Here is a 22,704-nt window from a genome sequence, read left to right as displayed (position 1 = left end):
GACAATTTGTCCGCACTGTCAGGAACCTCACCCTCCTTCATCTTTCGCGGCAGAGCCGCTACCTTTGCGACATGCAAACCGTCCCCGGCTACGGGCTTGTGCATGCGCTGGTACGCCCTCGTAGCCCGTCTTGAATGGAGAACTCAATATGCCCAGTATGCTCAGAACTTACGTCATTACAGGTGCAGGATCCGGTATTGGCCTGGCCACGAGGCAGCTACTCGAGTCGCAGGGCCATCATGTGATTGGCGCGGATATTCACAATGCCGAAGTCGTTGCGGACCTCGGTACACCTGAAGGACGCACTGCTCTCGTCGAGCAGGTGACGAAACAAAGCGGTGGTTCGATCGACGCCGTTCTCGCCGTGGCAGGTGTCGATATTGCGGGCCCCGCCACCGCGGCGATCAACTATTACGGCGCCGTGGCGACGCTGCAAGGGCTCCGGCCACTGTTGCTAAAGTCGTCGGCTCCGCGCGCCGTGGCCGTCTCCTCCATTACCTCTGTCCACCCTCACGACGAGCAGCTCCTGAACATGCTGCTGAACGGCACAGAAGAACAGGCATTGGAGCGGGCACGAGACGCGAGTTACGTCTACGCGACCACCAAGCGAGCGCTATCACGATGGATCCGGCGCAGTGCGATCAGTGCGGACTGGGCCGCCTCGGGGATACCACTGAATGCGCTCGCACCAGGACTCGTCAAGACCGAATTGCTGGCGCGACTTTTCGAAGACCCCGATAAAAAGCGCGCTGTTAGCGCCGGCACCCCAATGCCACTCGGCGGTCCGTACGAGCCCGTGGCGGCTGCCGAGTTCCTTGCCTGGCTCGCCAGCGAAAAGAACGGCCATATGACCGGCCAGACTATTTTCATCGACGGCGGCGCCGATGCGGTGATCCGTGGAGATTCGGTCTGGTAGATCGCTGGGCGATCTACCCCGAGAGAGTTTTCGTTACGACACGCACTGTTCATCCGCGATTAACGCGTCCTCCCGAGCGGCACGTGCTCGCTGATGAAATCGATGAACGCTCGTAGCTTTGGCGTGATATGTCTGCCGGACGGCCACAACAGTTGAAAGGTGTTGTGGTCGGTCGTGTATTCGTCCAGAACCGTCACCAGCCTGCCGTCATTGAGAGCGTCGCGCACCGTGAAGTCCGACATGTAGGCAATGCCGAGACCTTCCAGCGCGAAGCACAGGCGCGCCTCATTGGTGTTGCACGTCACCGTCGTGGCGAGTTGCGCTTCGGCTTCGTCGGCATCGTGCCGGGGTTGCCAGACCTGCAGTTTGCCCGTGTTCGGCATGCGGAATTGAATGCAGGCGTGCTCGGCCAGTTCCCTCGGATGCACCGGCTTCCCGCAGCGCTCGAAATAGTTTGGCGCGCCAACGAGCAGCATTCGGAAAGAGCCCAATCGCCGTGAGGTCAAACGGGAATCCTCAACGTCGCCGCTGCGCACGACAGCGTCGTAACCCTCTTCGATCACATCGACCTTCCGGTTGTCGAAATCGAGATCAAGTTCGATCGCAGGATAACGCCGCTGAAAATCGGCAAGCACAGGTAGAAATGGCTCACTGATCATGGGCAAGCCGATGCGCAGTCGCCCTTTGGGGACCGCCGATGCCTCGGACAACTCGGCCTGCGCCGCGTCGAACTCCGCCAGAATGCGCCGCGCGCGTTCGACAAACATCTCGCCCTCGGCCGTCAACGTGACGCTGCGTGTGCTTCGATGAAACAACCTGACGCCGAGGCTCTGCTCGAGACGCGTCACGCTCTTGCCAATGCCAGAAGCGGAAACACCCAGAATGCGGCCGGCAGCGACAAAGCTGCGTGTCTCAGCGGCCTGAACAAACACATTAAGCGCAACGCTATCCATAGTCTCGCAGCATCCATTGCGCGGACACATTGTCCGCTCTATCGGGAACTCTACCCTACTTAATTCACGCCTGAAAAGCCGTTACTTTTGCATGGCAGGCAGGACGCGAACGCTTTGCCTCGTAGAGGTCACGACCTCTATTTCCGTCGAATTGAATATGCAGTGGTAGCACACCGCTGCCTGAACAGGAACGCATGATGACAACCGGACCCGACCTTTTCGATCTCGCACGCAAGCTCGAAGACACACGATGGCAGTTACTACTGAATGCCGATGCTAACGCGCTGACCGATCTTCTCTCCGACGAGCTGCATTTCGTGCATTCGAGTGGCCTGAAGGACGACAAGACGGCTTACCTCGACGCCGTCCGGGCGGGAGTGGTGATCTACCGAAGCGCCAATAGCCGCATCGAGACAGTCGTGCCCCTTGGCGACAAATCGTTCGTCGCGAGTGGCGCTCTGAAAATGGAGGCAACCGTGCGTGGAACGGAACGGAGTCTCCATTCGCTCTTCATGGTGGTGTGGCGCCGCGAGCAGGAAACATGGCGGCTTGTCGCGCACCAGACTACCTTGCTGCCGGCTTGAGCAGCTAACTACGTTATCCAAAGGAACAGATCGTGAAAATTTTTATTACTGGCGCCAGCGGTTTCGTCGGCGGCACTGTCGCCCGTCGCTTGCTCGCCGCAGGTCACAGCGCTCGCGGATTGATACGCGACGCAAGCAAAGCCGAATCGTTGAAGGCACTAGGTATCGAACCCGTGATTGGCAGCCTCGAAGACAGCAGTCTGCTGACGCGTGAGGCGCAGCAATCGGAAGGTGTGATTCATGCTGCCGACAGCGACCATCGGCCGGCGATCGAAGCCCTTATCGAAGGACTGCGGGGCTCCGGCAAGCCATTGCTGCACACCAGCGGTTCGAGTGTTATCGGCGATGATGCACTGGGCAATAGCGTTTCGGAAGCGATCTATGACGAAGACACGCCGATGGTCGTCGAGCCGGTCAAGCAACCACGTCGCGACATTGAACTGCGGGTACTCGCTGCCTCCGCGGAAGGTGTACGCGCCGTGGTGATCTGTCCGAGCAACATCTACGGCAGCGGCACGGGGCTCAATCCGCGGAGCGTGCAGATCCCGTTCCTGGTTGACGACGCGCGCAAAGGCGGCGTGGTGCACATCGTCGGACAAGGCGTGAATCGCTGGTCGAACGTCCATATTGAAGACGTCGCCGAACTCTATCTGCTCGCGTTGGAGAAAGCGCCGGCCGGCGCGTTTTATTTCATCGAGAGCGGCGAGGCGTCGTTCGGTGAAATTGGCGATGCTATCGCGCGGCGTCTAAAGCTTGCGCCGGTTCAATCATGGACCGTGGAGCAAGCTACCGAACGTTGGGGCAAAGTCCATGCGCACTACACCTTCGGCTCAAATAGCCGTGTCCGCGCAAAGCGTGCCCGCAAGGAGCTCGGCTGGACGCCGCGCCATACGTCGGCACTGGCCTGGATTGAAGAGGACATGCCGCTATGAGCAAAGTCTGGTTCATCACCGGCAGCGCCGGTGGCATCGGCGCCGGCATTGCGCGGGCAGCGTTGACTGCAGGCGACGTAGTGGTTGCAACCGATCTCGACCTTGAACGACTGCAGCAAGTCTATGCAGCGAACGCAGCACACGTTCTGACAGCACAACTGGACATTCGCGACGCGGCGCAGGCCGATGCTGCCGTGGAAGCCGCCCTCGCCCGTTTTGGCCGCATCGATGTACTGGTCAACAACGCGGGCTATGGCCAATTCGGACCATTCGAGGAAATCGAGCCCGAGGCGATCGAACGGCAGTTCGCCACCAACGTATTCGGCACCTTCAACGTCACCCGGGCGGTATTGCCGGTGATGCGCCGGCAACGTGCAGGCCTCGTCATCAACATGTCTTCGAATGGCGGATTCAAAGGCGTCCGTGGCGCCTCGATGTATTCGGCCACCAAGTTCGCCATCGAAGGATTCTCCGAGGCTCTCGCGCAGGAAATCGCGGACTTCGGTCTCAAGCTCACGATCGTTGAGCCAGGCGCCTTCCGCACCGACTTTCTCGACGACCGTTCGTTAAAACGCGGCACGCACGCCTTGAGCGATTACGCCGATTTCCGGGCCAAGGCCAATGCGGTGTTCGAAGCCCGCAATCACAACCAGGTCGGCGACCCCGACAAACTTGGCCGTGCGTTAGTCCAGATCGCTAACGAAACGGACCCGCCGCTGCGCTTCGTCGCCGGCGCCGATGCGCTCAAAGTTGTAGACGACAAGCTCAGAGACGTTGCCGTCGAGGTGGAGCGCTGGCGCGAACTGTCCCGCTCCACCGACTTCTAAATCGCCCATCACAGGAAAGATCTCATGAACGTACAAACGCTGGACTCACGGCTCGATGCGTTAGAAAGCCGCTTTGCTCTTGAACGGCTGATCGCAGAATACGCTCAGGCCTTTGATAACCATGACGAGGCGCTGCTGCGTGGCATATGGCATGAGGGCGCGCTTCTGTCGCTCGGCGACGCTTTCGGCAACTTTGAAGGTGTGGAAGCGATTCTCGAATCAGCCCGGCTGAACTGGCAGAAAATGCCCCACATGCATCACTGGATGGCCAACCCGTTGATCGATATCGACGGCGATACGGCGACCGGCCGGGCTGCCGTCGATTGCCTGTGCACCCACGTCGAATTGGGCCCGGTGCAAATCAGCGGCCTCTACCACGACCGCTTTGAACGTCGCGACGGCCGCTGGGCGTTCGTCGAACGCCGTTTCGACCTTCATTTCCTCACACCGCTCGCCAACTGGACACCGGTTGCGGGCAGCGAGAGCGTCAAATCGTAGGCAGGTGAATAACTAACCGGCCTTCGGCGTTTTGTCGATCATCAACGACAGATGATCCAGATCCTCGCGCAGCAGCGCCAACGCTTCGCTGACAGCGCTGCTGCCCTTCAATTGCCGTTTGGCCGGCCGTACGACCGATTGCACTGCGAGCTCCGCGATCGTGTCGGCGATCTCGATCGCGCTGCTCGCGCCCTCCGGCTTGTACCAGAACGCGGGCCAACTGCACATGCCGATGAGCGTGAACGCTGTGACCTTGGCGTCGACAACCCGGAACACCCCGGCGCTCACTCCTGCTTCGATGGCCGCAGTAAAGTTGTTCAGCACCGCGCGCTTCGCATCTTCGTTCGCACGATAGGCTCGCTCGGGCAACTGCTGCTCGGTGCGTTGGATCACGCGAAACTCGTTGTAGTGGCTCAGAATCAGCATCGTATGCTGATGAACCAGCAGACGCAGGCGCTCTTTCGGATCCGCGTCCGTCTCAGCAACTGCCTGGCTCGACAGCCGTCTTGCTCGTAACGTGACCTCCTCGACCAGCGCGGTGAGTATCTCGTCCTTGTTCTTGAAGTAGTAATAGACGGCAGTACGTGTCACGCCGAGCGCCTCGGCGATTTCCTGCATCGACGCACCGCCGAAACCCTTCTCGATGAAGAGCGCGGCCGCGGCGTTCAGTATCTGTTCTTTTTGTCCGTCAGCATTCACCTTTGCCACGAAACCACTCCTGATAGCGGTCGACGGCCAGAATGCCGCCCTACCGTAGTGTTGTGTTTGCGTGATTGTAACGCCCGGATTTGGCGTTCCGTACTGTCGTCGGCTATGCCCCTTTGTCCTGCGGATTGGACGTGTTGTGCCGGACCGGCACTTTTCACCCGGAAGCCGGGATGCGCTTCACGCGGCGCTCATGCAGTCGGCCAAGACTGCCGACAGCCACCGCCGCCAACACGGTCGGCACGGCTGACACGAGCAAGGTCTGATCGACGCTCCATGCGAGCGCCATCAACTGCCCGCCGGCCAGCGGCCCGAGCACAGCGCCGAGTCTGCCAAAACCGAGCGCCCAGCCCGCACCGGTAGCACGCGTCCTTGTCGGATAGATCGTAACCGCCAGTGCATTCAGGCCGGATTGACCGCCGAGAATGCAGAATCCGGCGAATGCGATGCAGGAGATAGCCGCGAGCGGCACCGTATGTAAGTAGCTGATGCCGACAATGGCAACGCCACCGAGGGCGAAATTGGCAAACAGCACCGCAGCAAAGCCACGGCGATCTATCAGCATGCCGAGCGCGACATTGCCCACCAGTCCGCCGAGCCAAAGTGCCGTGCCCGCCAGCACCGCTTTACTGGACGAATAGCCTGTGCCGCTCATCAACACCGGGATCCATGCGGCGAGGAAGTACGCGCACAGCATGTTGGCGAAGTTCGCGGCCCAGAGCAGAGGCGTGACGATTCGCCGGCCTTCGCCCAGCAACATCGTCAGCGTGTTGCCGCCGAGTGCTTTGTTCGCGGGCGGCACCGTGGGCATGGCGGCACCTGGCGCCACCTGGTGTAGCAGTAGCAAGGTACGTGGTGTTTGCGGGTGCCGTAGCAGGCAAAATTGCAGCGACTCGGGAAGCGCCGCGAACATTGAGAGGGAAAGCAGCGCAGTGAGCAATGCGCCGGCGTAAAAAACACCGCCCCAGCCGAACGGCGCAATCACCAGAGCGGCAATCCCGCCGCCAACCACCCCGCCGACGATGTAACCCGACGACACCGCCATCATCAAGCTCACGCGGATGCGTGCCGGGCTGTATTCGCCTGCGAGAGCCATGGCATTCGGAACGATCGCGCCCATTCCGATACCGGCGGCAAACCGAATGCCGATCAGTGCACCGATCGAGTGTGCGAAAGGTGTCAGCACCATGCAAAGCGCGATCCAGGCAGTCGCCGCAATCAGCATCGGACGGCGGCCGATTGTGTCAGCCCATCCCGCGAGCACCAGCGATCCGGCGAACATGCCCAGCAATCCGGCCGCGAACACCGGACCCAACACGGAGCGGCTGGCGCCCCAGGCTTTTATCAAGGCCGGAGCGGCGTAGGCCATCGCCTGGACATCGAAGCCGTCGATCACCATGCATAACGCGCATAAGCCGAGCACGCGCCACTGCGTGGCGGTAACGGGTCTGCCATCAAACAATGAAAAAGTGGTTTCTTCCCCAGTTGATGCCATGGTTGTCTCCTAACCTGATTTCTATCGTCGGTGCGGATGCCCGTAAATGGACGCACCCGCCACCGCACCACCCTTCTGTCATTCAATTGACTTTCACATCTTTTATTTGACGAGTTTGACAAATGCTGGGCAAAAAAATGAACCGTATCGGTCGAAACTTCAGTTCACCGCTTCACCGTAAAGTCGTTCGTATTGGCGAATGAATTCGGGGTCGCGCTCGCGTAGATCTTCATGCGTGACACGTCCGGTACGGCGCATATAGTCGTAGGTGAAGCCGATCGGATCGAGATGCAGCTTGTTGCCGACGTTTTCATACCAATCAAGGCTCTTTGCCGCAGCCAGTTGGAAGCGATCCGAAGCGGAGCGGCGCGACGCCTCGAAATGCGCGAATGCAGCCTTGATGTCAGTCGCGTGGGCACACAGACCTTCGAACAGCGCGATCGAATCTTCCATCGCCATACGCGTACCGGAGCCCAGCGAGAAGTGCACCGAACGCAGTGCGTCCCCGATCAGAATCATGTTCTCGTGGTACCACTTCTCGTTTTTGACTGTCACGGCTTCAAACCACGTGGACTTGTTCGACAACAGACCGTGTCCGTCCAGGTCGTCGGCGAAAACCTGCTCGCAGAAGGCGCGGCTGTCCGCATCGTTCATCTCGACCAATCCGGCGCGTGCCCACGTCTGCGGATCTGTTTCGATGAGAAACGTGCTCATCCGGTCGCTGTACGCGTAGCTATGGGCGATGAACACACCGAATTCGGTTTCGCGAAAGATCAGCGAAACAGCATGAAACGGCTTGCTGGTTCCGTACCAGGCAAACTTGTTGCGACGGTGCACAAAAGACGGTTTGAAGGCATCCGCGTATTGCGCGCGGGTCTGGCTGTTCACGCCATCCGCCACCACTACGAGATCTGCCTGACGCAATGCGCCCAGCTCGTCCACGCGAGCGTTGAACAGTAGATCGACGCCCGCCGATCTGCATTCGGCATGTAGAAACTGCAGTAAGGCAATACGGGCGACCCGCGAAAAGCAGTTGCCATGGATCAGCACATGCACGCCGCGATGGACAATTTCCATGTGCTCAGAACGCACGTGGCCGGCGGTAAACCGGCGGAAGAACTCGGGATCCGATTTCTCGAGAAACGACAGCGCGACATCCGAGAACACCACACCCCAGCCGTAAGTTGCGCCGGCGTCATTCTGTTCATGGACTCGGACCGTCCATTCCGGAAAACGTCGTTTGACCAGATACGAGAAAAACAGCCCGCCCGGCCCTCCTCCTACGATATTGATGTCCATCCTCAGTCTCCGGTTCTGGAAGTTGAAACGTTCGCCGCGGTTTCGGCCTCGATAGCTTCGGCGATGATCCGGCGCATCGCCGGTTTGTCGACTTTGCCAACCCGTGTCACCGGGAACGCGTCCACGATTTCAATCCGCTCCGGACACTTGAACTTCGCGAGCCCCTGCGAGGAGAGGAATTCGATCATCTGCGGGATATCGGGCGCGGCATGTCCTTCACGAAGAATCAGAAACGCACAGCCCTTTTCTCCGTAAAACGGATCGGGCATGGCCACCAGTTTCGCGTCCAGAACAGCGGGATGACGGCTCAGAAACGCCTCGACTTCTTCCGCGCCGATTTTCTCGCCACCGCGATTGATGTTGTCGCGCAGGCGCCCTTCGAACGAAAAGTAGGTCACGCCGTCGATGACATGCGCGCGCATCATGTCCCCGGTCCGGAAGAAACCGTTCGACGTAAAGGCTGTGGCGTTGGCCTCCGGTGCGTTGTAGTAGCCCCTCAGGCTGGACGGACCGCGAAAACACAACTCACCTATTTCGCCGGACGCGACGGGCGATTCGTTGTCGGCATTGAGCAGAACGAGCTCATCATGTTCGCAACCCGAGCGTCCATGCGTGTGATGACGAACGAATGCGTTGACTGCCGGGCCCGAGCCGATCAGCAATCCTTCGGTCGTGCCATACATATTCGAACTGGTCACGCCGAGAAACGCTTCTAGCGCGTCGGCCCGGGTCAGACAAAAGAACAGCCTGAGCGACGACAGATCGTAATCGAGCACTTCGGCACACGCCATGATCTGCGGAGCAACCGGTCCGATTGAAACAGCATGCGTCACGCGATGCTGCTGGATCAATTCCGCCATCCGTACGATATCGACTTTCGGCATGAGTACGGTGGTTTGCCCAAGGGATATCGTGGGCACCAGCGCATACAGATGCGCCGCGTTGTGAAGCAAAGGCAGTGACCAGATCAGTGTGGCGTGTTCACCCGCCTCCACGTGCCTGGACCACGCTTCAGCATGCGCGAGGTATTCCGCGTGAAAACGCGGGATGATCTTGGGCACCCCTGTCGTACCGCCAGACAGTTGGAAGCTCAGGACGTCTTCCGAGCCGATGTGCACACCGTTCAGGACGGCCTTTGCCTCATCCAGCGTGATCGACTCCAGCAAGGCGGACAACGAATGCGTCCCCGTTGGCGCGTCGCCGCGTGCGACGACAATGTGTCTGAACGATGGGTGCTCGGCGCACATCTTCTGCGCAAAGCCGACCTGATCGAACTGCCCCACGTCGGCCTGCACGAAATACGCTTGCGGCAACGACAGGCTCGCCAGCTTGCCGATTTCAACCTCGCGGTACTGCGGCAGCGCGCAGACCGGAACAATGCCGCTCTTGTAGCATGCACATAGCGCCAGGGCGGTGTCGACGGTCGTCCCCATCTGGAACACTGCGCGTGCTCCGGGTTCGAGTCCGAGTTTGAGCAATGCCGCGGCCAGACGGTCGCTTTGCTCATCCAACGCGCGAAACGTGATGCTGCGCTCGTCGCTGATCAAGGCCAGCGTGTCGGGAAGGCGTCGTGCCGTCGCTGCGAGCGCCTCGCCGAACGTTCTGTCGACCCAAGCACCGACCTGAAAATAATGCTGAGCGACCGATGGCTCGCAATACGCGACACCTTCGAGCGGATAATGGATGCCTGCCATGTCTGTCTTCTCCAGTCGACGCGTTCTTATTGTTCGACGATGCGAACGCGGTCTTTGTCAAACGTATCGATACGCCCGCACAAACCACCTGTGAAGAGGCCATACCAGATCGCCGGTTTCAGACCCAGCTCCTTGCGGTTGAATTCGAGTGCGTCTTTCGATTCAATCAGAAAGTAGCCCGGCGACGGTTGCGACACGCGATACTCGGGATTGCGCCGCGCTGCATCCACCACGCTCGCGAACTCCGCCAGCGCCGGCACGAAAATGCCGGGACCGTCGCTCTTTATGCCGCATTGCCCACTCAACAATCTGCCCTTTTCCTGCCATACAGTATCAATCTCCCGGACTTGTCCCGCATGGTCACTGGCGATCTGCTCGGCCGTGATCGCCGCCTCAAGTGTTAGCGCCGCATCCCTGGCGTCTAGCGATTGCAATGCGCGCAGCTTGACGGTGATCTCGATGAAGTAGCCGTTGGGATCGCGAAAGTAGATCGATTCGATCACTTCGTGCTGAGTGGTCGATGAGACTTCCACACCTTTCGCCTCGAGCATCTCTTTCCATGCGAGCAACTGTTCCGCGCTATCGGCCAGCCACGCAGTGTGAGTCGCATCGAATACATGGTCGTCGGGCGTGGGCGACATCAAAGGGCGTTGTTGCGGCGGCGGTTCGCCCAGATAGTAAAAAAACGCGATCGTGCTGCCGTTGCCGCTATCGAAGAAGAAATGAAGAAAGTCCGGGTGGCTCTCCGGGCCCCAGCCTCGCGCGGAGATCGTGTGGACAAGCGGCAGACCCAGCGTGTCGCGATAGAACTCGATGGTTTCGCGCAGCTTCCATGTCGGGCGCGCCGTGTGATCGACTCCCGACAGTCTGAGCGGTACGGATTGATTCATTCGTCAACTCCCGTGTTATAAGAAAGACCGTTGATGCAGCCATTCGCCGACCGCGCGCGCGGCGATTGCTCGGCCCGGTTCGTCCGCGGCCTCCAGCGGTCTGCCGTGATGATCGCCACGCACGCGAACGTGGGTCTTATCGGTTGAACCGATACCGGCAAAAATGTCGGCAATGGCTAATGGAAAAGTAGTCTGATCGCCGGTGTATTCGACCAGCAACGAGGGCACGGTGACCGAAGGCGCGGTTGCTTCCAACGCTGCATTAGACGAGAGACCGGACCATGTCGAGAGCCAGGACTCCGGAGAACACAAGCGTCCAAAGCCCACCGAACCATAGTTCGAGATCACCGGATTCGGCGACCACAGCGAACCGGGCTTGCGGTCGGAGGGATCGAGCGATGAGTCAAGACAGCGCAAATCGGCGTCAGTCCGCCACACCGTCATGACTGGCGTGTGGTTGGCCACGAGCTTCTGCTGACGCGTCGCCACCTTGTCCTTCACGGCTTGCCGCGCGTCCTGGCGCACGGCAATCAGTTGCCGGGCCATCCGGTCAAGGCGCGCCACGCGGTCCCGCTGTGCGTCGCGATAGCGGGAGACGAACTCAGCGCTATAGCGTGTTGCCCCTGGTTCGCGGGAATAGCCGTTCTCAGGGTTAAACGGGTTCAACGTATCGTCGATCGATAACGCATCGCCTTCGTCAATGACCGACGGATCGATGCACCCCATCAATAAACGCCCCTGCCCCGGATGCGGTGCCAGATAGATCATGCCGTCCACCGTCGGCAAGGTCGCACTCGCCAGATGGGTGGGACGGCCGCCAGGCGTCTTTGCGATCCGGTCTTGCGCGGATAGCGCGGATTGCTGGATGTAGAAGCTATAGAGCCCGGCACCGCCCGAATTACCGAGCAACACGATGCGCTCGAAGCCCGCCTCGCGCAGGTAGCGCAAGCCGGCCGCGACATCGTGCAGGGCAAGTTCATGCTCGAGTCGAAGATCGTTGCCGACCGAACGTGCCGCCTGGGCCCAAACCGACGCCCCCGCTCGCAGCAATCCGGGAATCAGATAGTGAAACGTGAAGTTCTCGCGCGGATGCATCAGACAAACGACGGTCTTCGTCGATGCGCCCTGATACAAAACCCCGCAGGTGGCGGCGCCGTCTTCGGTGCGCAGCGTCGCGCTGTTCTGCTGTGTGGCATGCGGCAATGCATCGGGAAACCAGTCAATCGTTAATGCATGAGGACGTTCGAGAACGGTACCGGCCTGCATATTGCTCATATCAACGTCTCCGTATTCGTTGACGTTAGTATAGCTTTTTTGACGTTGTCGTCAAATTTTTGACAAAAGCACTCGATGCAACAAAACGAGGTCAGTTCAGCGGATCGCCAAACGGTATACAGTGGCGCCGTCTATCACATCGGACTCGCAAGGTGCGCCCATGTTAGATCTCAATGACTTCCGCTATTTCGTTCGTATCGTCGAGTGCGGAGGACTCACCGCCGCCAGCCGCAATCTCAACGTACCGAAATCGACGGTCAGCCATCGCCTCCAGCAGCTCGAAACAGCGCTCGGCGTGCGGCTCGTCAACCGGACCTCACGCAGGCTCAGCATGACCGATGCAGGCGAGGTGTTCTACCGGCATGCGGTCGCCATGCTGGAACGAGCGGACTTCGCCGAAAGCGCTGTGCGCGAGCGCCTGGCCGAGCCGAGTGGCACGATCCGCTTCACCACCGCGGTGGCGACCTCGCTGTTCGCCATGCGGCAGATACTTCCGGATTTCATTCACCGTTATCCGAAGATCAACGTCATCCAGCACATCAGCGACGAGCAGGTCGATATTGCGGGCGGCAGTTATGACCTCGCGCTGCGCTCGCACAGCGGTCCACTGTCCGACTCGACCCTGGTGCAGCGCACGCTGGCACCGGCGCCCTGGTTTCTGTTCGCCGCGCCTAGCTACCTGGAGCGCCACGGCATGCCAGTCGCGCCGGAGAACCTCGCCGGGCACGAGACGCTGGTCATGTTGAGACACAACAGTCCAATGGCCTGGAAGCTCAAGCACCCCGTGAACGGAGAAGCGGTCGTGCCGCTCAACCCCCGGCTGGCCGGCAATGACATCGTCACCCTCAAGCAGGCTGCGCAGGACGGCCTCGGCATCGTTGCGCTGCCCGCCTACGTCTGCAACGAAGATCTGCGATCCGGCACACTCCAGCGGGTCTTGCCCGCCTGGCTGGCAGGCGAAGCCAGTATCACGGCGGTCATCCCGTTTCGTCACGGCATACTGCCTTCCGTTCGCGCTTTTCTCGACTTTCTGATCGAGCGCATCCCACTGGTCGTCGCGTAATATCGGATCGTCCATCTCATTGGACCTGAGGTCCAGGCGAGCCATCTTGTTGTCTCCCTGAAGCGGGCCCATTCTGAGCACACAGCCGGTCGGCATCGATCGATCGGTTTATCGAGCGCTTGAAGCGCTGCAAACGTGTTCAGGAGTACAACAATGAAGATGTCCAGACGTGAAGTCCTTATTGCCGGCGCGGCGGCGACAATTGCCGCAGTCGGTACGGTTACCGGCACCGCGTCAGCCGTAGCAGTGGAAAAGCAATCTGGGAGCACCGAATCCGGTCGGCCCTCAAAGTCCACGAAGCATTTCGACATCCTGATCGTTGGTGGAGGATCGGCCGGCGCCGTTCTCGCGGCGCGCCTCAGCGCGGACTCGCGGCGCCGTGTTCTGCTGCTGGAAGCGGGACCGAACTTCGCGCCGAACGACTACCCTCAGGTACTGAAAGACGCCAATATCGTCGCCGGCTCGCCGGCCTATGACTGGCACTACCACACCGACGACGCCGCCAGTCTGGGTCACGACATACCCGTGCCCCGAGGCCGCGTGATCGGTGGCAGCTCGGCGGTCAATGCCGCTGTCGCAATACGCGCGCGACAGGCCGATTTTGCGCGCTGGGCAAAACGCGGCATCGAAGGATGGTCTTGGGAGGACGTGCTGGCCGCCTACAAGTCGATGGAAAACACACCCTCCGGCGACGACGCATGGCACGGACGTAGCGGCCCATTTCCGATCCGGCAACGTACTGCTGCGGAGAACACACCGTCGATGCGAGCCTTTGTCGACGGCGCGCAAACGCTGGGGCTGAAACACGTATCGGACTTCAATGGTGCGGACCAGCACGGTGCCGGCCCCTACACGCTCAATGTCGTCGATGGCGTGCGCATCAATACGGGCATGGCCTATCTCACGGCTGCCGTGCGTGCACGCCCGAATCTGACGATCCAGGGCGGCGCCGAAGTGGATCGCGTGGTGTTCGAAGGCAAGCGTGCCGTGGGCGTCAAGCTGGTCGACGGCCACGTTCTGTCCGCGGGTGAAGTCATTCTCGCGTCGGGGGCTTTCGGCAGCCCTGCGATTCTCATGCGCTCGGGCATTGGGCCTGCTGCGCATCTCGCCGAATTCGGCATTGCGACCGTCGCCGACCTGCCGGTGGGAAATCGGCTGCAGGACCATCCGTTCTTCTACAACGTCTACGCACTCAAGCGCGAAGCAAACGCGATGAAGCCCGCCTCCGGTGCGCTCGTGTGGACGCGCTCGCAGAGCGCTGGTCCCGGCGATCTCGATCTGCACATTTCGGGCACGCATCTGATCGACCCAAAGCTCAGCCCCACCGGGGGCGCGATTGTCCTCGCCTGCGCGGTGACACTGCCGAAATCGATCGGTCAATTGCGACTCTCGAGCCGCGATCCACGCGCGGCACCGGACATTCGCTACAACTTCTTCGATGACCAGAATGACCTCGACCGGCTGGTGGAAGCCGTGCAGTTGTCCCGCCAGATTGGAGGAAGCGCACCGTTCCTCGACGTAATCGATCACGAGATGGCGCCGGGCAATACCGTGGATGATGGCAAAGCACTCAGGGCGAACATCGTGTCGAATGTCGCCGCGTATCTGCACCCCACGTCGACCGTGCCGATGGGTGCCGATTCCGATCCCACTGCCGTAGTCGACGCGTGGGGCAAGGTACGCGGTGTCGACGCGCTGCGGGTCGTCGATGCATCGATTATTCCCGACATCCCGTCGGCTCCGACGAACGTCACGACCATCATGGTGGCCGAGCGCATCGCCGCGAGATTGTCCGCGTAAATCAGCGCAGATTCCAACAGTTGCAGGATCCTGGAGATACAGAACATGACGACCCGCGCATTGCTCACGCCGACAGAAGTCTGGCGCGCGAAAATCTACAGCAATGGATGGAAGAACCCCGGTCTCGGCGCAGAGAGCGTGATCGAGAAGGCAACGGGCGCGAAGCTCGGTGAAATCGGTATCGCTTCGCCGGGGGATGTGTCGGTAGCGGCCGCCCTCGCCCGCGAGGCGCAAAAGGACTGGGCAAAAACACCAGGCCCGCTGCGCGGCGATGTGCTTAGAGAGTTTGCCCGGCTGGTACTCGTGCACGCCGATGAACTCGCCGATCAGATCGTCAGGGAAACGGGCTCGATCCGAGCGAAAGCATTGTGGGAAGTCCACATGTCCGCCCGCGAAGTGCTGGAAGCCGCGGCGCTCGGCAGTCAACCGGTGGGTGTGCTCACGTCCACCGCTGAGGCCGGCCGCCAGAGCATTGCAAGGCGCATCCCCGTCGGCGTCGTCGGCATCATCACGCCCTGGAACTCGCCGTTCATTCTGGGCTCGCGAGCAATCGGCCCGGCGCTGGCGATGGGCAACTCGGTGATACTGAAGCCCGATTCGCAAACACCGGTGGCGGGCGGTGTGAGTTTCGCGCGCCTGTTCGAAGAAGCCGGCCTGCCTGCCGGACTCTTCCATGTTCTGCCGGGCGGCGCCGACGCGGGGGCGGCACTCGTCAAGGAACCGCTTGTCGATATGATCAGCTTCACGGGGTCGACCCGCGTGGGCCGGCAGATCGGCTCGATTGCCGGCGGACAGCTCAAGCGCGTCTCACTCGAACTTGGCGGCAACAACCCCTATATCGTGCTGGACGACGCGGATATCGAGGCGGCGGCGAGCGCCGGAGCGTGGGGTGCATTTTTCCACCAGGGACAGATTTGCCTCACTGCCGGGCGCCACCTCGTTCATGAGAACGTCGCCGAGGCGTATGCGGAAGCGCTGGTGAGAAAAGCCAGGGCGCTGATCGTCGGCGATCCCTTTGACGAGAAGGTACAACTCGGCCCCATCATCAATGAGCGTCAGGCCACCAACGTGGAGCGCATTGTTGCCGAGACACTCGCCAAAGGCGCGAAGGCATTGACCGGCGGCTCGCGTAACGGGCTCTTTTTCGAACCGACCGTGATCACAGGGGTAACACGCGGCATGGCCGCGTTCGATGAGGAGATCTTTGGCCCCGTCGCACCGATCACCACGTTCCGCTCCGACGACGAGGCGGTCGAACTCGCCAATGCCACGGAGTACGGTCTCGTAGCCGCCGTCGCATCGGCCAATCTCGCCCGCGCGCAAAGCATTGCGGACCGGCTTCACGCCGGTGTCATCCACATCAACGATCAGACGGTGCTTCACGAGGTGTATGGCCCGATCGGCGGGGTCGGCGCATCGGGCAACGGTTTCAATCACAGCACGCTGACCAACGCCGATCAGTTCAGCGAGTGGCAGTGGATCACGACCCGGTCGCGGATTCCTGCTTACCCGTTCTGATCCGGCCAGGCGCGGACGTCGTAGATACGGCGCCCGCGCCCGTCATCGCGCTCATCTCATGATGGCATCACGGATCCGACGCTTGGCGATCGGCCTCGCGCCTGTCGCCGTGGCGTGTTTGGCCAACGCTGCGCAGCCGTGTGAATCCGCTGATCCGCCCCACCGGCGCAGCGGCTGAACCGCAGGCAGATTCGATGACAGGCCACACAGGGAAAAAACGACTGGCTCACTATGGGCCTGTTGTCCGTTACGGGCAACAGCCAACCTTAAGGAGCCGAAATGAAAACTGCTTTTGACAGCCTGAAAAAAAACCAACCCTCACCATCGCTTCCGGCCTTTGTGGCGTCGCGCGTCGAGCAATATTACCGGGAGCGCGTAACGGATACGTGGGGAGGCGGCCACATCATGCGCGGTCGCATCCCGGGGGCGGATGCACTGCATCTGTCGAGCAACGACTATCTCGCGATCGCGCGTCACCCCGACATCATTCGCAGTATGGGTCGAACATTGCGTTCGGACGGCAACGGACTGTTGATGTCGGGCATTTTCCTGCACGGTGATTGCCCGCAGTTGAAGTTCGAAAACCGGCTGTCGACGTTCATGCGCGCAGAGGCCGGGGTGTTATGTCAGTCCGGCTATACGGCGAATATCGGGCTGATTCAGTCGATCGCTTCGGCACGAACACCCGTCTACGTGGACATGATGGCGCACATGTCGCTGTGGGAGGGTATTCGCAGTGCGGGCGCGATCCCGATACCGTTCAGGCACAACGACACGGCGCACCTCGAGCAGCAGATCGTGCGGTATGGGCAAGGGGTCGTGCTGGTCGACTCGATTTACAGCACGAACGGCAGCGTCTGCCCGCTTGTCGCATTCGCCGATGTATGCGAAACGCATGGGTGCGTGTTCGTGGTCGACGAGTCGCATTCGCTCGGCACGCATGGCCCGCGTGGAGCGGGACTTGTTGTCGAACTTGGACTTGAGTCTAGTGTCGCATTCCGCACAGCAAGTCTTGCTAAGGCTTTTGTCGGCCGAGCCGGCTTCATCACCTGTCCAGCCGCTTTCCAGGAGTACTTCAAGTTCGAGTCGAATCCTGCGATCTTCAGTTCCACCTTGTTGCCTCATGAGATCAGTGGGCTGGACGCGGCGCTGTCTGTGATCGAAGGTGCCGGCCGACGGCGCACGAGACTTGCGTCGAATGCCGCCTGGCTGGGGGAACGGTTGAGGGAGCTTGGGTATAACCTGAATGCCGGTGAAAGCCAGATCATCGCGCTCGAAGCGGGTACGGAACAGCGCACGATCGTGTTACGCGACGCATTGGAATCACGGGGCATTTTCGGCTCCGTGTTTTGTGCACCGGCGACGGCGCGCAATCGTGCGCTGATCCGGTTGTCGATCCACGCTGCCTTGACCGACGCCCAGATCGAAAAGATTGTGAGCGTCTGTCGTGACATTCGCGGCGAAGTTGAGCTTGACAGATGGCCCTCCACCCGGCGCCTCGAGGACCGGCCGTCGTCCCGCAAACACAGCCACGAGCAAAGTACGGCAGACAGTGCGTTAGCGGTCTGATAGCGGCATGACATGGAGTTCACATGAGTGAACTCCATGTCTTCTGTATGTCGCGGTCCAGCCACTCGAGGTAGCGGTCGTAACTCAGCACGTGACTCAGATCGAACCCGGGCGGATTGGGGATCACGGCATAAGCGTAAAGCTGTTGCCCTGTAAACCGGATTGCCGGGTGCATATAGCTCTCCCACGCGATGCCGTCCGCAGGGCAGTACCCGCTGGTTTGCCAGAAGTACGGCAAACTCGCGCCGCTGTCCAGGGCGTCGAAAAAGCCCGCTGGTGCGCCTTGTACGCTGGCTATTTCACGCACACCCCGCAGCGTTTCGTTCGTGTGGACTATCAGCAGATAGGACTTGCCGGTACTGTCGAGCATGAGTAGTCCGTTTGGCGAGTATGAAAGGTAATGTTCAACAATACCGAGCGAATCAAAGATTTCCCTTACCCGCGCGACCAGCGCTTCGTCACGCAAAAACGTATATTCCGATGTCACCAGCGTGTCGAGGATGGATTGACACCTGTTATCGAAGTATGCGTTCTGCATATCGCGCACCGCGCGATTCAAGGCACTGATGGCCGATGCGTCCTGCTTGCGAATGAAGCGATGAATGATGCCTTCGTTGAAGCTCTCCACCGCGATGTGCTCGTTCGCCTTTCCGGTCAGCATGATCTTGCGTACAGCAGGGTCAGTAATGCGACGGCAGAATTCAAGACCGTTCAGCCCCGGCATGTCGTAATCCACGACGACAACCGATGTTGCCTGAAATCGGTCGTTGTCGAACACCCGATTGCGGACGGTGTCGACGCTCATCGCGATGACCTGCTGTGCCTCGTCCTCATCGGTTCGGTCCCGGTACGGAGCGAAGATCTGTTCCTCAGGTGCACCGGGACGATGGCGTTCATTCACGAACCGCAGGGCTTCCCTTGACGAACTGAAGAGCCGGAAGGCAAGGCTCGGTTCGAGTTGCAGGCACAGATTCGACAGGAATGCCGCGCTGTCGTCGACGAACGTAACCGTTGTCGGAAAATAGAATGGTTTGATCGTATCCATCGTCATGGCTTGGGAAAGGTCAACACAAATTCGGTATACATGTACTCGATAGACGTACAGTCAATGGAGCCGCCCATCACACGCATGACGTCACGACAGAATGCGAGTCCGATGCCGGTGCCGACGGAGGCGTCATCTGCTTCAGTCGATGACGTATAGAACCGCGTGAAGATGTGGGGAAGTATATGGGACGCGATGCCGACGCCGGTATCGCGAAAGAGGAGTTGGTTCGCGCGTGGTCCAGACGCAAGCCGGATCGAGATCAGCGCGCTGTCGACATCTGCCATGCCGCGGAACGCATTTTTTAGCAGATTGAAGAGCACATGGACCACCAGCATGTCTGAGCCTTCGAACGTGAAGTCATTGATGAGATCCGTGAGCACCCGTTGTTGCTCCCCTCCGCGAAATGGATAGCGGTCGAGCGCGGTCTCCACACATTGCCTGATCGAGCACTGTGCAATCTTTTGGGAATGCCCGCCGGTGAACCGCGCGTTCGCGAGCAGCATGTCGATAATGGTATTGGAATGAACGGCCTCCTGTTCAATGCGGGAGAGTACTCCGTCCATGGAATGAAGGTGGGCGACGCGGATCTTGGGAACACTTAGCCCGCCGCCTTGAGCGATGCCGTACGTTTCGAGTAGCAAAGGCAGGTAGCTTCCGAGGCCCGCCGCGCCGGCGCGGATGGCGAGCAGCGGCGTACGCAGTTCGTGGGCAATGCTACCGGCAGTTGCCAGCATTGCCCGCTCCTGCTCGACTCGAATACGCTCCGTGTCATAGTTGGCGACGACGCCGATCGCTATAGCAAACGAAAAAATCGCCAGATGGACAAGATACGTCGAATTCACGCTGACAACGTCGGTGGTTGCCCAATAGGCGAGATACGCGAGAGCAATGCCGATCAGAAAATTGAGCAGCAGCATGAGCCAGTCGAGCAGCAACACCATGACGAAAGCAGCAATCAGCGCGCTTTCGATCCAGACGTTCGAGCCATTGTTTTTCAGCAACATGAACGCGAAAAAGAACGGCAGCGAGTAAAAGATTGTCGCGTACCAGTAGTACGGCAAGAGCTTTTTCGCCCACGACGGCCAGCGGTCGGAAAACAGGATGGGAATAAACAGCGCGGAGCCCACTAGCCGCAGCGGCAGGTTCTCGTAAGGCTGGGGAAAGAGATCGTTCCAGACATAGTAATAGAGCGGGAAGCCGACGATCGCAACGATCGAGAAGGGGCGCATCCGGCGGCTCACGTATTGCAGGTTTCGCAACGCAGGAGCGAACAGTTGGGCAAGGAATAAGCGGATCGGCACCACCGTGCGGGCGCCCCGCGGAGGTATTCTCGTTGCGTCCATTATTTCCAGAATAAAGGATTCACCGGGTTTCTCAGGCAAGGTTCCGGCGTTGAAATTGTTGATGCTTCGCGCGGCATCATCTGGATTATGTGGGGCGCGCATTTGCGCTGCCCAATTTACCAGCCTGTCGAAGTTATTTGCCACGGCCCCGGCACAAATCTTGACCTAAGGTGACGCCGATGTCACGGCAAATAATTGCCTTCAATCGCTTTGCCAACTGTTATCCGCCTGGATGGCCTTCTAACCCGGGAGGAATGAGCTGGCATATATGCGTATTGAATCAAGTGGCAGCCTTCCTGAAGTCCGGGATCGCCTTCTTCGCATTCGAGACCGAAGTGGCCTGATCCCTGAAAAAGTCAGGGCATATCCATCTGGTCCTGGACTTCAGGCGATCAATGTGTTTTCACACACGCTGGCCTGCCAACGGACGGCCGATCTGAATTGAAGGCAATGGCCGCTTACGAGGTAGATCCGTCGCTTGCTCGCCCCAGCGCACCAGGATGCCTGACGATTCAGGATTTGATGAACGCCAGGAGATCCGCATTGATCGTATCGGCTTGCGTGGTGGGCATGCCGTGCGGGAAGCCTTTATAGGTTTTCAAGGTGCCGTTCTGCAGCAATTTCGCGCTCAACGGCCCAGAGTCGGCATAAGGTACGATTTGATCATCGTCGCCGTGCATCACTAACGTCGGGACTGTGATCTTCTTCAGGTCTTCGGTGAAATCCGTCTGGGAAAAGGCCACGATCCCGTCGTAGTGCGCTTTGGCTCCGCCCTCCATTCCCTGACGCCACCAGTTCATGATCACGCCTTCGGACGGTTTGGCCCCAGGCCGGTTATAACCGTAGAACGGCCCGGCAGCGACATCCCGGTAAAACTGTGAGCGGTTGTTGGCAACCTGCGACTGAAATCCGTCAAAAACATCCTTGGGAAGACCTTCCGGGTTGTTAGCGGTCTTCACCATGAGCGGTGGCACAGCGCTGATCAGCACCGCCTTGGTTACGCGACTCTCGCCGTGACGCGCGAGATAGCGAACGACCTCACCGCCCCCGGTCGAGTGGCCCACGTGGACTGCATTTTTAAGGTCAAGATGCTCGGTAACGGCCGCAAGATCATCGGCATAGTGATCCATATCATGACCGTCGGCCGTCTGCGTTGAGCGCCCGTGACCCCGACGGTCATGCGCGATGACACGGAAGCCGAGGTTCAGGAAGAACATCATCTGGGCGTCCCAATCGTCGGCGCTCAGTGGCCATCCGTGTGAGAAAACGATGGGCTGCCCTGTTCCCCAGTCCTTATAGAATATCTGAATGCCGTCTTTGGTCGTGACCGTGTTCATCGTCATTCTCCTTGCTAAGGCGACCTGTCAAAGAAAAATGAACCACCGGCGTGAACGCGTGCGTCATAAGAAATTGCGCCGGGGTGGGTAGGTGGTCGGCAGTCCGTCCGGGAAACATGCTGGGGCGTCCCAACCAGGCAAATGCGGTTTTTAGCGCCGACAGTCTATTCGCCTGCCAGCCGATCTTACTTGTGCGTCATTCCATCGAAGCCACAACTTCGTCGGTAGTCACCACGCCGTGCGCGAGAAACGCGTAGTTGATCATTGCCGCCTTGTATCCGTCGCCCCAAACGGGATGACGCGGTCCCGCAGTGGCATCGCTAACAACATAAACTTCGAATCCCTGTTCGAGCAGATCACGCAGATGTGACTCCACGCACATGTTGGCAAGCATGCCTCCCAGGACCACCTGCCTCACTCCTCGCTTGCGCAGTTGAAGGACGAGATCGTTGGTTTGCGGTCCGAAGACCTTGTGCGGACTCACAACAACGGTCTCGCCGTCGTTGATGTAAGGCTTGAATTCGTCGAGCCAGTCAGCACCGGAGCCTTCGAAACCTTCCAGATTCAGCTGACCACTACGCGCAAACGTGCCTGTTGCGAATTCATCGGCCTCCAACGGTCCATTGAATTTCCATACGCGATCGGTCGGGAAAAAGTAATGTGGCGAAATAAAGACCGGAAACTTTGCGGACTTCGCCGCCTTGAAGATTCGCAACATGTTTTCTACCGTCTTGTTCTCTGTCACGCTTGCTCCCACCGCGCCCCAGTTCTTGCCATTCTTGCTTAAGACATCGACTTGCGGATCGATGAAAACCACGGCTGTCTCAGTTCGATCAAACGACACTTCGGACCTCCAATAGAGTGCATGACGGCTCGCCGACTTTCACTGGCCCGAGCCTCTCCGATCAGATTAGGAAACGGAGGACTGGAAAGCAACGACGGTTCGATGGCGCGTCCA

The 22,704-nt window shown here is 59.6% G+C and carries 20 protein-coding genes; 9 read left to right on the top strand and 11 right to left on the bottom strand.

Annotated features, from left to right (window positions below; all coding sequences use genetic code 11):
• The first annotated feature begins 148 nt into the window (after positions 1-148).
• Positions 149-916 carry an SDR family oxidoreductase gene (locus P3T25_RS28835; RefSeq protein WP_199203039.1) on the top strand — a complete coding sequence of 256 codons (768 nt, stop codon included), beginning with the start codon at positions 149-151 and terminating at the stop codon, positions 914-916.
• Between the two features lie 59 nt (positions 917-975).
• Here the strand turns inward: P3T25_RS28835 and P3T25_RS28830 are convergent, their stop codons facing one another.
• The gene (locus tag P3T25_RS28830) at positions 976-1,869 is read right to left on the bottom strand and encodes a LysR family transcriptional regulator (RefSeq protein WP_429360197.1); all 894 of its coding nucleotides are present in this window, start codon (positions 1,867-1,869) and stop codon (positions 976-978) included.
• Between the two features lie 197 nt (positions 1,870-2,066).
• Between P3T25_RS28830 and P3T25_RS28825 the strand changes: the two genes are divergently transcribed.
• From P3T25_RS28825 to P3T25_RS28810, 4 genes are read left to right on the top strand one after another with little or no spacing between them, the layout of a single operon-like run.
• On the top strand, positions 2,067-2,453 hold the full coding sequence (locus P3T25_RS28825; RefSeq protein ID WP_171927321.1) for a DUF4440 domain-containing protein: 387 nt from the start codon (positions 2,067-2,069) through the stop codon (positions 2,451-2,453).
• A gap of 32 nt (positions 2,454-2,485) precedes the next feature.
• Positions 2,486-3,385 (top strand): NAD-dependent epimerase/dehydratase family protein, encoded by a 900-nt coding sequence (locus P3T25_RS28820; RefSeq protein ID WP_429360194.1) that lies wholly within the window; start codon positions 2,486-2,488, stop codon positions 3,383-3,385.
• Positions 3,382-4,212, top strand: a complete 831-nt coding sequence (locus tag P3T25_RS28815) for an SDR family NAD(P)-dependent oxidoreductase (protein WP_154560793.1) — start codon at positions 3,382-3,384, stop codon at positions 4,210-4,212. The genes P3T25_RS28820 and P3T25_RS28815 overlap by 4 nt, the downstream gene beginning before the upstream one ends.
• A gap of 24 nt (positions 4,213-4,236) precedes the next feature.
• Complete coding sequence (locus tag P3T25_RS28810; protein WP_266240313.1) at positions 4,237-4,710, top strand: nuclear transport factor 2 family protein; 474 nt, start codon at positions 4,237-4,239, stop codon at positions 4,708-4,710.
• Between the two features lie 12 nt (positions 4,711-4,722).
• On the opposite strand, the gene P3T25_RS28805 is transcribed toward P3T25_RS28810, so the two are convergent.
• From P3T25_RS28805 to P3T25_RS28780, 6 genes are all read right to left on the bottom strand, one after another.
• On the bottom strand, positions 4,723-5,418 hold the full coding sequence (locus P3T25_RS28805; RefSeq protein WP_233464878.1) for a TetR/AcrR family transcriptional regulator: 696 nt from the start codon (positions 5,416-5,418) through the stop codon (positions 4,723-4,725).
• 154 nt (positions 5,419-5,572) lie between these two features.
• Complete coding sequence (locus tag P3T25_RS28800; RefSeq protein WP_429360191.1) at positions 5,573-6,910, bottom strand: MFS transporter; 1,338 nt, start codon at positions 6,908-6,910, stop codon at positions 5,573-5,575.
• Positions 6,911-7,069: 159 nt separating this feature from the next.
• A complete protein-coding gene (locus tag P3T25_RS28795) occupies positions 7,070-8,209 on the bottom strand; it encodes an FAD-dependent monooxygenase (RefSeq protein ID WP_429360189.1) in 1,140 nt (379 codons plus the stop codon).
• A gap of 2 nt (positions 8,210-8,211) precedes the next feature.
• Positions 8,212-9,903 carry an AMP-binding protein gene (locus P3T25_RS28790; protein WP_429360187.1) on the bottom strand — a complete coding sequence of 564 codons (1,692 nt, stop codon included), beginning with the start codon at positions 9,901-9,903 and terminating at the stop codon, positions 8,212-8,214.
• 26 nt (positions 9,904-9,929) lie between these two features.
• Positions 9,930-10,793, bottom strand: coding sequence for a VOC family protein (locus P3T25_RS28785; protein WP_429360185.1), 864 nt, complete (start codon positions 10,791-10,793; stop codon positions 9,930-9,932).
• A gap of 15 nt (positions 10,794-10,808) precedes the next feature.
• Positions 10,809-12,068 (bottom strand): alpha/beta hydrolase, encoded by a 1,260-nt coding sequence (locus tag P3T25_RS28780; protein ID WP_429360183.1) that lies wholly within the window; start codon positions 12,066-12,068, stop codon positions 10,809-10,811.
• A gap of 121 nt (positions 12,069-12,189) precedes the next feature.
• On the opposite strand from P3T25_RS28780, the gene P3T25_RS28775 reads away from it, so the two are divergent.
• The 4 genes from P3T25_RS28775 (at position 12,190) to cqsA (ending at position 18,018) form a co-directional block, all read left to right on the top strand.
• The gene (locus P3T25_RS28775; protein WP_429360181.1) at positions 12,190-13,131 is read left to right on the top strand and encodes a LysR substrate-binding domain-containing protein; all 942 of its coding nucleotides are present in this window, start codon (positions 12,190-12,192) and stop codon (positions 13,129-13,131) included.
• A gap of 153 nt (positions 13,132-13,284) precedes the next feature.
• On the top strand, positions 13,285-14,931 hold the full coding sequence (locus tag P3T25_RS28770; protein WP_429360179.1) for a GMC family oxidoreductase: 1,647 nt from the start codon (positions 13,285-13,287) through the stop codon (positions 14,929-14,931).
• Between the two features lie 45 nt (positions 14,932-14,976).
• The gene (locus P3T25_RS28765; protein WP_429360177.1) at positions 14,977-16,449 is read left to right on the top strand and encodes a benzaldehyde dehydrogenase; all 1,473 of its coding nucleotides are present in this window, start codon (positions 14,977-14,979) and stop codon (positions 16,447-16,449) included.
• A gap of 279 nt (positions 16,450-16,728) precedes the next feature.
• Positions 16,729-18,018 carry an alpha-hydroxyketone-type quorum-sensing autoinducer synthase gene (cqsA, locus tag P3T25_RS28760; RefSeq protein ID WP_429360175.1) on the top strand — a complete coding sequence of 430 codons (1,290 nt, stop codon included), beginning with the start codon at positions 16,729-16,731 and terminating at the stop codon, positions 18,016-18,018.
• 19 nt (positions 18,019-18,037) lie between these two features.
• On the opposite strand, the gene P3T25_RS28755 is transcribed toward cqsA, so the two are convergent.
• The 4 genes from P3T25_RS28755 to P3T25_RS28740 all read right to left on the bottom strand — a co-directional run bounded on the left by P3T25_RS28755 (position 18,038) and on the right by P3T25_RS28740 (position 22,590).
• A complete protein-coding gene (locus P3T25_RS28755) occupies positions 18,038-18,823 on the bottom strand; it encodes a response regulator (protein ID WP_429360173.1) in 786 nt (261 codons plus the stop codon).
• Positions 18,824-19,065: 242 nt separating this feature from the next.
• Positions 19,066-20,553 (bottom strand): sensor histidine kinase, encoded by a 1,488-nt coding sequence (locus tag P3T25_RS28750; protein ID WP_266240318.1) that lies wholly within the window; start codon positions 20,551-20,553, stop codon positions 19,066-19,068.
• 368 nt (positions 20,554-20,921) lie between these two features.
• Positions 20,922-21,746 (bottom strand): alpha/beta fold hydrolase, encoded by an 825-nt coding sequence (locus P3T25_RS28745; RefSeq protein WP_154560782.1) that lies wholly within the window; start codon positions 21,744-21,746, stop codon positions 20,922-20,924.
• Between the two features lie 196 nt (positions 21,747-21,942).
• Positions 21,943-22,590 carry a cysteine hydrolase gene (locus P3T25_RS28740; protein WP_168435715.1) on the bottom strand — a complete coding sequence of 216 codons (648 nt, stop codon included), beginning with the start codon at positions 22,588-22,590 and terminating at the stop codon, positions 21,943-21,945.
• Between the last annotated feature and the right edge of the window lie 114 nt (positions 22,591-22,704).

The sequence above is a fragment of the Paraburkholderia sp. GAS32 genome (assembly GCF_050434225.1).
In the GTDB taxonomy this organism is placed as follows: Bacteria; Pseudomonadota; Gammaproteobacteria; order Burkholderiales; family Burkholderiaceae; genus Paraburkholderia; species Paraburkholderia madseniana.
This window is presented reverse-complemented; position numbering and strand designations above follow the sequence as displayed.

Bases quoted from the DNA above. Each gene is read 5' to 3' on its own strand.
- P3T25_RS28745 (WP_154560782.1), bottom strand. From the start codon at position 21,746: ATGAACACGGTCACGACCAAAGACGGCATTCAGATATTCTATAAGGAC.
- P3T25_RS28790 (WP_429360187.1), bottom strand. From the start codon at position 9,903: ATGGCAGGCATCCATTATCCGCTCGAAGGTGTCGCGTATTGCGAGCCA.
- P3T25_RS28785 (WP_429360185.1), bottom strand. From the start codon at position 10,793: ATGAATCAATCCGTACCGCTCAGACTGTCGGGAGTCGATCACACGGCG.
- P3T25_RS28810 (WP_266240313.1), top strand. From the start codon at position 4,237: ATGAACGTACAAACGCTGGACTCACGGCTCGATGCGTTAGAAAGCCGC.
- P3T25_RS28770 (WP_429360179.1), top strand. From the start codon at position 13,285: ATGAAGATGTCCAGACGTGAAGTCCTTATTGCCGGCGCGGCGGCGACA.
- P3T25_RS28765 (WP_429360177.1), top strand. From the start codon at position 14,977: ATGACGACCCGCGCATTGCTCACGCCGACAGAAGTCTGGCGCGCGAAA.
- P3T25_RS28815 (WP_154560793.1), top strand. From the start codon at position 3,382: ATGAGCAAAGTCTGGTTCATCACCGGCAGCGCCGGTGGCATCGGCGCC.
- P3T25_RS28825 (WP_171927321.1), top strand. From the start codon at position 2,067: ATGACAACCGGACCCGACCTTTTCGATCTCGCACGCAAGCTCGAAGAC.
- P3T25_RS28780 (WP_429360183.1), bottom strand. From the start codon at position 12,068: ATGAGCAATATGCAGGCCGGTACCGTTCTCGAACGTCCTCATGCATTA.
- P3T25_RS28755 (WP_429360173.1), bottom strand. From the start codon at position 18,823: ATGAGCGTCGACACCGTCCGCAATCGGGTGTTCGACAACGACCGATTT.
- cqsA (WP_429360175.1), top strand. From the start codon at position 16,729: ATGAAAACTGCTTTTGACAGCCTGAAAAAAAACCAACCCTCACCATCG.
- P3T25_RS28800 (WP_429360191.1), bottom strand. From the start codon at position 6,910: ATGGCATCAACTGGGGAAGAAACCACTTTTTCATTGTTTGATGGCAGA.
- P3T25_RS28835 (WP_199203039.1), top strand. From the start codon at position 149: ATGCCCAGTATGCTCAGAACTTACGTCATTACAGGTGCAGGATCCGGT.
- P3T25_RS28795 (WP_429360189.1), bottom strand. From the start codon at position 8,209: ATGGACATCAATATCGTAGGAGGAGGGCCGGGCGGGCTGTTTTTCTCG.
- P3T25_RS28830 (WP_429360197.1), bottom strand. From the start codon at position 1,869: ATGGATAGCGTTGCGCTTAATGTGTTTGTTCAGGCCGCTGAGACACGC.